This window comes from Ruegeria sp. AD11(2025) (genome assembly GCF_056542405.1).
Map to the genome: position 1 here is coordinate 14058 of NZ_JBQFZU010000005.1, position 11680 is coordinate 25737.

Annotated in this window: 10 protein-coding genes; 8 read left to right on the plus strand and 2 right to left on the minus strand. The window is 59.3% G+C overall.

All coding sequences use genetic code 11. From position 1 onward, the window contains the following. Positions 1-15: 15 nt before the first annotated feature. The 4 genes from ACR1XY_RS06525 to ACR1XY_RS06540 are packed head-to-tail and all read left to right on the plus strand — an operon-like array spanning position 16 to position 5235. The gene (locus ACR1XY_RS06525) at positions 16-1746 is read left to right on the plus strand and encodes a type I secretion system permease/ATPase (RefSeq protein WP_480591110.1); all 1731 of its coding nucleotides are present in this window, start codon (positions 16-18) and stop codon (positions 1744-1746) included. After that, complete coding sequence (locus ACR1XY_RS06530; RefSeq protein ID WP_480591112.1) at positions 1743-3113, plus strand: HlyD family type I secretion periplasmic adaptor subunit; 1371 nt, start codon at positions 1743-1745, stop codon at positions 3111-3113. Before ACR1XY_RS06525 ends, ACR1XY_RS06530 begins: the two co-directional genes overlap by 4 nt. Positions 3114-3158: 45 nt before the next feature. Further along, the gene (locus ACR1XY_RS06535; RefSeq protein WP_480591114.1) at positions 3159-3986 is read left to right on the plus strand and encodes an HAD-IIB family hydrolase; all 828 of its coding nucleotides are present in this window, start codon (positions 3159-3161) and stop codon (positions 3984-3986) included. A gap of 19 nt (positions 3987-4005) precedes the next feature. Further along, complete coding sequence (locus ACR1XY_RS06540; RefSeq protein WP_480591116.1) at positions 4006-5235, plus strand: glycosyltransferase family protein; 1230 nt, start codon at positions 4006-4008, stop codon at positions 5233-5235. Here ACR1XY_RS06540 and ACR1XY_RS06545 read toward each other — a convergent pair. Further along, the gene (locus ACR1XY_RS06545; RefSeq protein WP_480591118.1) at positions 5219-6964 is read right to left on the minus strand and encodes a sugar phosphorylase; all 1746 of its coding nucleotides are present in this window, start codon (positions 6962-6964) and stop codon (positions 5219-5221) included. The two genes, ACR1XY_RS06540 and ACR1XY_RS06545, sit on opposite strands and share 17 nt — an antisense overlap. 120 nt (positions 6965-7084) lie before the next feature. Then, positions 7085-7702 carry a TetR/AcrR family transcriptional regulator gene (locus ACR1XY_RS06550; protein WP_480591120.1) on the minus strand — a complete coding sequence of 206 codons (618 nt, stop codon included), beginning with the start codon at positions 7700-7702 and terminating at the stop codon, positions 7085-7087. 183 nt (positions 7703-7885) lie between these two features. Between ACR1XY_RS06550 and ACR1XY_RS06555 the strand changes: the two genes are divergently transcribed. The 4 genes from ACR1XY_RS06555 (at position 7886) to ACR1XY_RS06570 (ending at position 11663) form a co-directional block, all read left to right on the plus strand. Next, a complete protein-coding gene (locus ACR1XY_RS06555; protein WP_480591122.1) occupies positions 7886-8815 on the plus strand; it encodes an AEC family transporter in 930 nt (309 codons plus the stop codon). A gap of 101 nt (positions 8816-8916) precedes the next feature. Beyond that, the gene (fghA, locus tag ACR1XY_RS06560; protein ID WP_480591123.1) at positions 8917-9750 is read left to right on the plus strand and encodes an S-formylglutathione hydrolase; all 834 of its coding nucleotides are present in this window, start codon (positions 8917-8919) and stop codon (positions 9748-9750) included. A 3-nt stretch (positions 9751-9753) separates the two neighbouring features. Next, positions 9754-11211 carry a Si-specific NAD(P)(+) transhydrogenase gene (sthA, locus tag ACR1XY_RS06565; RefSeq protein WP_480591125.1) on the plus strand — a complete coding sequence of 486 codons (1458 nt, stop codon included), beginning with the start codon at positions 9754-9756 and terminating at the stop codon, positions 11209-11211. Then, positions 11208-11663, plus strand: a complete 456-nt coding sequence (locus ACR1XY_RS06570; RefSeq protein WP_480591127.1) for a YaiI/YqxD family protein — start codon at positions 11208-11210, stop codon at positions 11661-11663. The genes sthA and ACR1XY_RS06570 overlap by 4 nt, the downstream gene beginning before the upstream one ends. Positions 11664-11680 lie beyond the last annotated feature (17 nt).

The following is an 11680-nucleotide window of genomic DNA, read 5'->3' on the forward strand; positions in this document are numbered from 1 at the left end:
GAAAGGGCCCAAGACATGTTCCAGAACGCCAATCCTGTCAAATCCGCCTGGGGGTCGCTGCGCAAAGGCTTTGTTGCGGTCGCTGTCTTCAGCCTGTTTCTGAACCTTCTGATGCTGGCCGGACCGCTGTACATGCTACAGGTCTACGACCGCGTACTAACCAGCCAGAACCCCGATACCCTGATTGCCCTGTCGATGCTGCTGGCCGGAGTTTTCGTCGTGATTGCCTGCCTTGACCTGATGCGAATGCGCATCCTTGGCCGTCTGGCCGCCCGGTTCGAGATGAGCGTGGGCGCGCCTGTCCTCGGAGCCGCCATGCGCCGCCGGGTACAGGGTGAAAGCGAGACCGGTGAAAACCTGTTCGAAGACGTAAACGGCTTTCGCGAGTTCATCGCGGGCAACACACTGACCGCGTTCTTCGATGCGCCGTGGATACCGATTTACCTGTTGGTACTGTTTGTTCTGCATCCGCTTCTGGGTCTTTTGGGTCTGGGCGGGGCTGTCACCCTGACCATTATGGCACTGATAAACAACGCTCGCGCCCGTGCTCCGATGCAACAGGCGTCGCAGGCGCGCGGGCGTTCTGACGCGTTGTTTAAAACTGGCGACAACAATGCCGAGCTGGTTCACGCCCTGGGAATGAAAAAAGATCTGGTACGCCGCTGGACGGCGCTGCAGGCGGATGCGCATCAACACAAGACCCGCACCGCAGATCGAATCGCAAGCTTTTCGGTGATGTCCAAAACCATCCGCATGGGTCTGCAATCTGCGGCTCTGGGCCTTGGTGCCGCGCTGGCGATCACCGGAGAGTCCACGGCCGGTATAATGATCGCTGCAACCATTGTTCTGGCCCGCGCGTTGGCGCCAATTGATCAGTTGATCGGCCAGTGGCGCACATTTTTGGCCGCGCGCGGCTCGTACAGCAAGATCAAGCAACTGACCGATGATTTTGCCGAGTTACCGCCCAACCTGCACCTGCCGCGTGCGTTCAATTCTCTGGACGTCCGTATCGCCCAGGCGGCCCCTCCGCGCGCACTGAATGCCACCATTCGTGGAATTGATTTCAATCTGGAAGCCGGCGATGTTCTGGCCGTGATCGGCCAAAGCGGGTCGGGCAAGACCACTTTGGGCAAGATGCTGGCCGGTATTTGGCATCCGCAACGGGGCGAGGTTCTTCTGGATGGCAGCCCGATGTCGAAATGGAACGCCGAGGATCTGGGCAAACAAATCGGGTATCTGCCTCAGGACGTAGGCCTGTTCGACGGTACCATTCGCGAGAACATCGGTCGGTTCTCGACCACCATTGACGATACCGAGGTTCTGCGCGCGGCCCGAGAAGCCGGAGTGCATGAACTGATCAGTAGCCTGCCGGACGGGTACGAAACCCGGATTGGTCAGGGGTTCTTTTTGTCCGGTGGTCAGCGTCAGAGGCTGGCTCTGGCTCGCGCGCTGTATGGCGATCCGTTTGTTCTGGTTCTGGACGAACCGAATTCGGATCTGGATGCGGAGGGCGAGCAGGCCCTGCGCGATGCGTTGCTGGCTGTACAGGACCGGGGCGCGATTGCGATCGTCATGACCCATCGCCCGGCCACGTTGCAGGCGGCCAATAAGGTGCTGGTTCTGCGCAACGGTGGCCAGGCCCAGTTTGGCGACAAGCAGGACGTGTTGAAGGTGAACAGCCGCAATGTGCTGCAAAAACCCCCACGCCCGTCAAGCGAAACTCAGATCTCTGGAGCGGCCCTATGACAGACCTGATCAAATACGCATCTTCCGGCAATGCCGTTGGTTTCCACGAAACTCAGTTGAAAGAAATCACCGATACGTCATCCAGTATCGCGCGGTATGTACTGTTCGGGCTGTTCACACTGGCGGTATTCGTCGGTGGCAGTGTCTACTGGGCCTTCGCCTCGAATTTGGATGGGGCCGTGGTCGCACCCGCCGCTTTCGTGGTTGAGGGCGACCGCAAGACAGTCGAGCATCTGGATGGCGGCATTATCCAATCGATCCTGGTGGCGGACGGGCAGTTCGTCGAGGCAGGGCAACATCTGGTGCAGCTGGATAGTACCGAGATCAATGTTGAACTTAGCGTACAGGGTAGCCAGCTTGGCGAGTTATCTGTCCGCCGCGCGCGTCTGCTGGCGCAGATGAGTGGGCAGATCCAGTTCGACGAAGCCACCGCGCTGGCCGGGTTCCGCACAGGGATGGACCGCTTGCAATGGGTGTCTCCCTACCTAACCCAGAAACAGCTGTTTGACGCCGAGGCGCGCGCCAGACGCACCGAGACACAGATCAACGCGCAGCGCATCACCGGGCTGCGCAATCAGATCACCGGCCTGGATGAGCAACGAAAGGCGACGCGAAACCAGATGGAGATCACGCGGACCGAGCTGACCAACCTGCAATCGTTGCTGGCCAAGGGGTTGGTGGCGGTCACGCGGGTCAGTGCGCGGCAGATCGAACTGGAACGGCTTGGCGGGGTAGATGCCTCGTTGCGCACCCAGATCGCGCAGGCCGAGGATCAGGTGCAGGAGTTGGAGCTGTCGCTGCTTAGCCAGCAAAAACTGCGCGACGAGGTCATCGCCGGGGAATTGGCCGTGGTTGAGGCGCAATTGGATCTGATCCGTCCTCAATTTGCGGGAACTCTGGCTCGGCTGAAGCGGACGCAGGTTCTGGCGCCTGCCAGCGGCCGAGTCGTGAACCTTGGCGTTTCGACAGTAGGCGGAGTGATCCGCCCGGGTGAGCCGATCATGGATATAGTTCCCGCCGATCAGGTCCTGATCGTCGAGGCAAGGGTCAAGACTGGTGACATCGATAAGCTGCGGATTGGTCAGACCGCGCGCATCCGCCTGTCGGCCTTTGCGCAGGCGGACGTGCCTGAAGCCAGCGGTCGGATTTTCGATATCTCGGCCGATGCACTGGAAGATGAACGTACGGGCGAGCCTTACTACAATGCACGGGTCAAGCTGGATGCCGAGCAGCCGCAGGACGTTGCCGCACTGGAACTGGTGCCCGGTATGCCTGCTGATCTGTTCGTTAATACCGGTGAGCGTGCGGTAATCAGCTATCTGTCGCAACCGATCAGTGACCGGTTGGCCAGAACGTTTATCGAATAAGTTGGACCATCTTTGCTTAGAAAATAGGCACAGGCATTCGGTTTGATGGAAAAATTGTCGGTACGGATTTACATCGCGTATCGGCAGACTTCTACTTCGAGGGCGATGAACGATGCAGCTGCCCTGCCCCTTCTGGTGTTTTCCGATCTGGACGGCACGCTATTGGACCACCACGACTACGGCTGGGAAGCCGCCAGACCGGGGCTTGCCCGCCTGAGGAAACTGGGCGCCGGGCTGGTTCTGGCCAGCAGCAAGACGGCTGCGGAAATCGGGCCTTTGCAGCAGGATATGGGCCTGACCCATATGCCCGCCATCGTCGAAAACGGGGCCGGGATACTTTGGCCCGGTGGAACCGACGAGGACACCGATTGCTATCTGCACCTTCGGTCCACGCTGAGGTCTCTGCCGTCGGGATTTGTCGGCTTTGGTGATCTGACCGATAAACAAGTGGCACGGAATACTGGTCTTGGCCTTGCGCAAGCCGTCCTAGCCAAGCGACGCAGGTTCAGTGAACCGGGGCTGTGGACCGGCTCAGAGGTTGATTTGAAAGAGTTCCTGTCGGCGGCCGCACGCGCCGGATTGCACGCCCGACAAGGAGGGCGGTTTCTGACCCTTTCTTTCGGCAAAACCAAAGCAGATGCGATGGCCGAAATTGTCATGCGGTTGCAGCCCCGGCGGACCATGGCACTGGGCGATGCACCCAACGACAGAGAGATGATCCGCGCAGCGGATCAGGGTGTGGTGATTGCCAATCCGGACGGCCTCTCGGTTCCCCTCTTCCCACCTGAAATTGAGGCGCGAATTCTCAGAACAACTCAAAGCGGGCCGCGCGGCTGGTCCAATGCGATACTGACGCTGACGGCAGGGCTCTGACCCAGAAAAGGCACCAGACATGGCAGATTTTCACCAGAACGGAAACATCACGACACTGCATAACCTGCGCAGCAGACCCGCCGGGCAACTGGCGCATGAGATTTCGGTCTTTGCCGAAACACGCAAGATCACCCTGATCCTGCCCTGCCTCTATTCCGAATTGGAAGGGCCGGCGCTGGCGAGTATTTTGGAGGAACTGGCCCAAGTGCCCTATTTGCACCGTATCATCATCGGTCTGGATCAAGCAGATGAGGCGCAGTACCGCCACGCGCGTGCATTCTTTGCGAATCTCCCACAAAACCATGCGGTGATTTGGAATGACAGTCCACGCCTGACCAAATTGCAATCGCATCTGCGGAAGCTGGGGTTGGCCCCGCAGGAACCCGGCAAAGGCAAGAACGTCTGGTCCTGCATCGGTTACCTGCTGGCCTGCGCCGACAGTTCGGTGATGGCAATTCATGACTGCGATATCGTCACCTATGATCGGCAGATGCTGGACCGGTTGGTCTATCCGGTCGTCAATCCTACCTTTCCATTCCAGATGGCCAAGGGGTTTTATCCCCGCGTTGGCGCGGGCAAGCTGAACGGCCGTGTTACGCGCCTGTTGGTCAGCCCTCTGTTGATTGCGCTGAAGAAAGTGATCGGAGACCGCGATTACCTCGATTACCTGCGCAGCTTCCGCTATCCGCTATCAGGTGAATTCGCCATTCGCACGCCTACCCTGCCCGATCTGCGCATTCCGTCAGATTGGGGCTTGGAGATCGGAGTTCTGTCCGAGGCGTGGCGCAATCTGGCGCCGAAATCCGTTTGTCAGGTCGAGATCGCGGACAACTACGACCACAAGCATCAGGACCTGTCGCCCGAAGACGCCAATCGCGGCCTGTCCCGCATGTCCACCGATATCTGCAAGGCAATCTTCCGCAAGCTGGCCGCCGATGGCACGGTTTTCACCCCCAACACCTTCCGCACGCTCAAGGCCACGTATTATCGTTCCGCACTGGACTTGTTGGAGGGCTATTATACCGACGCCAAGATGAACGGGCTGGAGCTGGATCGTCACAAGGAAGAGAAATCCATCGAACTGTTTGCCGAAAACATCATTCGCGCCGGTCAGGTCTTCCTCGACAACCCGCACGAAACGCCGTTCATCCCGACATGGAACCGTGTGCATTCAGCCGATCCAGAGTTTCTGTTGCGTCTGAAGGCAGCGGTGTCCGACGATCTGGCCGAGTTCATTCCGCGTTCGTGATCCAGCGGCACTGATACGGCGCCAGTACGATATCGGGGCCGTTGGCGGCTAGGATTTCTCCGGTCAGGGCATCGGTCCAAACCTCCTCGGCGATCATGTTGATCTCGGCTGGGCTGACAGGGACCGGTTCGGCCGAGACATTGTGCAGCGCAAAGATAGACTGACTGCGGTCCAGGCTCTGCCGCCAAAGGCCAAAGACACGATCTTCCAACCGGAGAGTGAATTGCGTGGCATTCGGGTGGAATGCGGGTTGTTGCGCCCGCAGGCGCAGGCGGCGTGAAAGCTCCGACAACACCAGCGCCTGATTTGACCCCGGATCGGCCAGCCGCGCCAGCAGGTCGGGATAGTGCCAGCGGTGCCGGTTGATCGCCCGGTTCATAACACGCCGTTCCACGGCCTCGTGATCGTTGGGCGTGGCCAGCAGGGAGTGAATGTAGAAGGCCGGTATCCCCTCAAGTGACATGACAATGGTCTGGGAACAGATGAACCGGGCCAGATGATATTGATCCTCACCGGCAAATGTCCCGCGCATCGCCTCAAAATATCCACAGTTCAGTTCATAGGGCTCTTCGCGCCCATCCGGCAGTGCTCGCATCGACACCAGCCCGCCGATCCGGCGCACGGTGTCGATCATGCGCTCTTTCTCATCGGGGGGCAGAACCCCTTCGGCGGGGCGCATCCCAATGCCGTCATGGCTGGCGGTGAAATTCAGATAGGCACAGCCCAGTTGCGCGGGCGGCATCGCAACCTGCCATTCGCGTAGGTAACGTGCTGTACCCGACTGCATCGCGTGCAGGATCAGCGGTGGCAGAGGGAAATTGTAAACCGCGTGCGCCTCATTCCGGTTGCCGAAATAGCTGAGGTTTTCGGTGCGCGGCACGTTGGTCTCGGTCAGCAGCACCAGCGTTTCGGTGGTGAAATCGCACAGCAGCCGCAGCAGTTGCACGATGGCATGGGTTTGCGGCAGGTGGATGCAATTTGTGCCGATCTCTTTCCAGACAAAGGCCACTGCATCCAGCCGCAGGATACGCACCCCCTTGTCGATATGCAGGCGGATGATCCGCAGCATCTCAACCAGCACTTCAGGGTTTGAGAAATCCAGATCCACCTGATCGTGGCTGAAGGTGCACCAGACGTGTTTTTCGCCTTGATTGGTTTCGACCTGCCGCAACAGAGGCGTGGTGCGCGGGCGCACGACCTGAGACAGATCATCTTCGGGTGAGGCTTCGTAAAAGAACCGGTCGTGCGGCGATTTCCCCTGCAGGAAATTTGTAAACCACGCGCCCTGGCTTGAGACATGGTTCAGCACCAGGTCCGACATCAGGTGAAAGTCGCCCGCGATCCGGGTGATATCGGTCCAGTCCCCCAATTGCGGACTGACGGTGTAGTAATCGGACACCGCAAACCCGTCATCCGAAGTGAAAGGAAAGAACGGCAGAATGTGCACCCCGTTCACCACGCCGCTCAGATGCCGGATCAGGAAATCGTGCAGCAGGTCCAGTGGCTTGTGGGCCTGATCCTCAATCGAGTTTCCATAGGTGATCAGGACGCTGTCTTTTTCCGACCACAGCTTGTTGCCCGGCTTGCGCCCCTGTTTGCGCCGGTGCGTCCCCGCGGGCCAGAAAGCCCCGGTAACCTGGCGGGCCAGATCGGCTTGATCATGATCGGGGTAAATCTGAACGAGCAAATCGTTCAGTCGGCGGGAAAAGCTGGTGTTCGCACTGGTCAAGGGTCACAGGGCCTTCGCTGTATCCGCCTGATGGTTTTCCAGAATGGTCCACCTGTCAAACATCAACTGAGCGACCGGCCTTTCTTTGGGCAAACGCCCGCGCGCCTGCTCAATTCTTGATCAAACCCCGTAGCGGGCCATGAACATGTCCACCGCCTGCAGCGCGATTTCGTCGATTTCCGACTGGCTGAAACTGGTCTGGATGCCCAATGCAGCCTTGGTCCAGATCCGCACCTTGCACAGCTCCGAGAATTGCTCCGCCGCGATCTGGACGTTTTCAATGGCCAGCTCGCCTTTTTTGACGGCCTTTTCCAGATACTCAACCATGTGGCGCTGGCCATTTTGAGGCCCGGCTTCGAAAAACGCCATTCCCAGCTCGGGGAACCGGTCGCGCTCGGCCACGCAGATCCGAAAGACCTGTTGCGAAAAATCGGAAACCAGAAATGCGGTCAGCTGAGTGGCGGTGATCGTGAGGACTTCGCGCGCCGGCTTGGAATCATCGATCATCGAGATGACGTTTTCGGCCAGACGTTTGCATTCGGTCTGTGCGACCTCCATGAACAGAAGTCGTTTGTCGGGGAAATAACTGTAGAGCGTCGCCTTGGACACACCGGCGGCGCGGGCGATGTCATCGACGCTTGCGCCTTCGAACCCATCCGCCATGAAAACCTCTCGGGCGCCACGCAAAACCTGATCGAATTTGCGACCCGTACGAAGGATGGCGGCTGTCTCTGTCATGGGCTCTCCTTGGTTGAATGATCCCCTAAAACTATAAACCGTTCGGTTCAGATACAACGATTCGCGTGATCTCCTTCGGTATGACGCTGTGGAATCCGTTCATTTTCCCGTCAGAACCTAGTGCGTGATGACCGCGTTTGCTAAACGCTTGCCGCTCCGTCATACAATGCTAACACTCTGGCCATGGTCGAAATCTTTCTACGCACGCTTCCGTTTTTTGCGATCATCGGCCTGGGATACTGGGCCGGTCGCAGCCGTTTTTTTACCGAAGAAGCAACCGCCTACCTAACCAAATTCGTGTTTTTCTTCGCGCTGTCGGCAATGCTGTTCCGCTTTGCCGCAACCCTGCCCTTCGCCGAGATTTTCAACGGCCGTCTTGTACTGGGCTATTTGCTGGGCACTGTCGTTGTCTATGCGCTGGCGACACTGGTTGCGTGGATGCGGGGACTCGACATTCCCACTGCTGCGGTCGAGGCCCAATGCGCCGCCATCGGCAATGTCGGCTTTCTGGGTCTTCCGATGCTGGCCCTGCTGTTGTCCGAAGCCGCCATCGGGCCGGTTATGTTGGTCCTGACAGTTGATCTGGTGGTGTTTTCGTCCCTGATCGTAATCTTGATCAATGCCGGGCGCGACGGGCGGTTGACGCCGGCGACCCTGCGTCTGATCGGGATGGGTTTGCTGAAAAATCCGATGATCGTTTCGATATCTGCCGGACTGTTGTGGTCAGCATTTCAGGTGCCGGTCCCTGACCCGCTGAACGATTTTCTGACCATTCTCGGGGGGGCCGCCACGCCGGGTGCGCTGTTTGCCATCGGTGCCTCGCTTGCTTCTAAATCAGCCGAACGCGTGCAGGTCGCGGCGTGGCTCAGCTTTTGCAAGCTGGTCGTCCATCCGGCCTGCGTTGCCGTGGCGCTGTTGTGGTTGATCCCGGTGGCTGCGTTTCCGGCTGCGGTAGCCATTGCAGCTGCGGCTCTGCCGGTGGCGGGGAATGTCTATATTCTGGCCGCCCATTACCGCGTGGCCCCGCATCGGGCATCCGCAGCGATCCTGCTGTCCACAGCCGCCAGCATCCTGACCGTGCCGGTTGTGATCGCCTGGGTCGCAACACTCTGAGCTGCATCTTCAAAAAATACGCGCGCCGAAGGTACGCGGCCTTTACGCCGCGTCCCTGTAGGTTTAGCCATGTCGCGACCCAAAGCTAAGGACACTGCAAGATGGAAACCCTTTCGGAAAACGCCTGTTTCGGTGGCGTGCAGGGCGTTTACCGCCATACCTCCGCAGCCTGCCAATGCGATATGACTTTTGGCCTGTTTCTTCCCTCCGAAGCCAAGGATGGGCCGGTTCCGGTTCTGTGGTATCTGTCCGGCCTGACTTGCACACATGAGAACGCCATGACCAAGGCGGGCGCTCAGGCCTGGGCGGCCGAACAAGGCATCGCCGTGGTCTTCCCTGACACTTCGCCGCGAGGCGAGGGCGTGGCTGATCACGAAGACTACGATCTGGGCCAGGGCGCCGGGTTCTATGTGAACGCGACGCAATCCCCCTGGGCACCGCATTTCAACATGTGGGACTACGTGGCAAACGAGCTGCCCGCCCTGCTGGCCGAAAACTTTTCCATTGATATGGATCGTCAGGCCATCACCGGCCATTCGATGGGGGGGCACGGCGCGCTGACACTGGCGATGAATCTGCCGGGGCGGTTCCGGTCGGTTTCGGCCTTTGCACCGATCTCGAACCCGACTGGGTCGGATTGGGGTCGCAAACAGCTGAGCGCCTATCTGGGCGATGACGAGGCCGCTTGGGCCAAACACGACGCCTCGGTGCTGATGAAGGAAAACGGCTTTGACGGCCCGATCCTGATCGACACCGGCGCCAATGACCAGTTCATCGACCTGCTGCGCCCCGAGGCGCTGGCGCAGGCAATCGCAGAACGCCGCCAGCAGGTCACCTATCGCCTGCAGCCGGGCTATGACCATTCCTATTTCTTTGTGTCCACCTTCATGGAAGACCACATCACCTTCCACGCCGAAGCGCTGTATGGAGACTGAGACATGAGCAATTTCGACTATGACCTGATCATCATCGGGTCCGGCCCGTCGGGGCGGTCGGCAGCGATCCAGGCAGGTAAGCTGAAACGCCGGGTGCTGGTGGTCGATCGCAAGGACCGGTTCGGTGGCGTGTCGGTGCATACCGGTACGATCCCCTCCAAGACGCTGCGCGAGACGGTGCTGAACCTGTCCGGTTGGCGCGAGCGCAGCTTTTACGGCCGCTCCTACCGGGTCAAAGATCAAATCCGCGCCGAGGACCTGAAGGCGCGTCTGCACATGACGCTGGATCACGAGGTCGATGTGCTGGAGCACCAGTTCAACCGAAACCATGTGGAGACGCTCAACGGTCTGGCCAAATTCGTCGGCCCGCACGAGGTTGAGGTCGCAACGGACGCGGGTGAAACCACGCGCCTGACAGCGGCCAAGTTCCTGATCGCGACCGGAACCAAGACCTATCGCCCGGATTACGTGCCCTTCAACGGCAAGACGATCGTGGATGGGGATGAGTTCCTCGAGATGGCTGAAATCCCCCGCTCGCTGGTTGTGATCGGAGCCGGGGTTATCGGGGTGGAATATGCCACCATGTTCTCGGCGCTGGATGTGCGGGTAACACTGATCGAGCCGCGCGACACGTTCTTGGATTTCATCGACAGCCGCCTGATCCATGATTTCACTCATCAGATCCGCGAAAACGGCGTTGACCTACGCTTGGGGTCTGCGGTTGAGAAAATCGAAGATGCGGGTGCCCATGTCGAACTGACGTTGGAAAACGGCCGCCATGTCCGGGCCGAGATGCTGTTGTTTGCTGCTGGCCGTATGGGCGCGACGTCCAGGCTGAACCTGGACGCCGTCGGGTTGGAAACCGATCACCGCAACCGGATCAAGGTGGATCGCAAAACCTATCAAACTGCTGTGCCGCATATTTATGCAACCGGCGACGTGATCGGGCACCCGTCGCTGGCATCGACTTCGCTGCAACAAGGCCGGGTGGCCGCCTGTCATGCGCTGGACACACCCACCCTGCCCGAAAGCCCGTGGTATCCCTATGGCATCTACTCGGTGCCCGAGATCTCCACCTGCGGCATGTCCGAGGAGGAACTGCAGGAACGCGGCATTCCTTATGAAGTCGGCGTGGCGCGGTTCCGTGAAACCTCGCGTGGGCATATCATGGGGTTGGAGCACGGGATGCTAAAGATGCTGTTCTCGCTGAAAACCCGCCGGGTGCTTGGCGTACAGATTGTTGGCGAAGGCGCAACCGAGCTGATCCACATTGCACAGGCGGTATTGAACCTGAAAGGAACGGTGGACTACTTCGTTCAGAACACCTTCAACTATCCGACGTTAGCCGAGGCCTACAAAATAGCAGGTCTGGACGCCTTCAACCGGATGCCAATCCCGGACGAGTTCAAGGTAAAAAAGAAGCCCGCTGCACCTGCCAAGAAAGAGGCAAAACGCGCGTGACAACCCTGTTTGTCGATGGCGATGCTTGTCCGGTAAAGGCCGAGGCCGAACGCGTGGCGACCCGGCACAAAGTGCGGATGGCGTTGGTATCGAATGGCGGGCTGCGGCCATCGGTGAATCCTCTGGTGCAGGTCGTCATCGTGGCGGAAGGCGCGGACGAGGCGGATAAGTGGATCGCGGAACGGTGCGGGCGTGGGGATGTAGTGGTGACCTCCGACATCCCATTGGCCGCGAAATGCGTTGAGGCTGGGGCGCGCGTGCTGCGCCCTAATGGTGAAGCGTTTACGGCGGCCAATATAGGTCAGCAACTGGCAATGCGCGATCTTATGGCTGACCTGCGTGCGGCCAATCCATTGGGGGCTGGTGGCGGCGGAAAGCCTTTTGGCAAAGCGGACCGGTCGCGGTTTTTGGACGCACTGGAGCGGGAATTGAGGGCGGCACAGCACGGGTAGCGCTCCCGCCCGTCAGA

Coding starts and splice junctions, on each gene's coding strand:
- ACR1XY_RS06535 (WP_480591114.1), top strand. CDS start 3,159: ATGGAAAAATTGTCGGTACGGATTTACATCGCGTATCGGCAGACTTCT.
- ACR1XY_RS06550 (WP_480591120.1), bottom strand. CDS start 7,702: ATGACAGAGACAGCCGCCATCCTTCGTACGGGTCGCAAATTCGATCAG.
- sthA (WP_480591125.1), top strand. CDS start 9,754: ATGAGCAATTTCGACTATGACCTGATCATCATCGGGTCCGGCCCGTCG.
- ACR1XY_RS06530 (WP_480591112.1), top strand. CDS start 1,743: ATGACAGACCTGATCAAATACGCATCTTCCGGCAATGCCGTTGGTTTC.
- ACR1XY_RS06525 (WP_480591110.1), top strand. CDS start 16: ATGTTCCAGAACGCCAATCCTGTCAAATCCGCCTGGGGGTCGCTGCGC.
- ACR1XY_RS06540 (WP_480591116.1), top strand. CDS start 4,006: ATGGCAGATTTTCACCAGAACGGAAACATCACGACACTGCATAACCTG.
- fghA (WP_480591123.1), top strand. CDS start 8,917: ATGGAAACCCTTTCGGAAAACGCCTGTTTCGGTGGCGTGCAGGGCGTT.
- ACR1XY_RS06555 (WP_480591122.1), top strand. CDS start 7,886: ATGGTCGAAATCTTTCTACGCACGCTTCCGTTTTTTGCGATCATCGGC.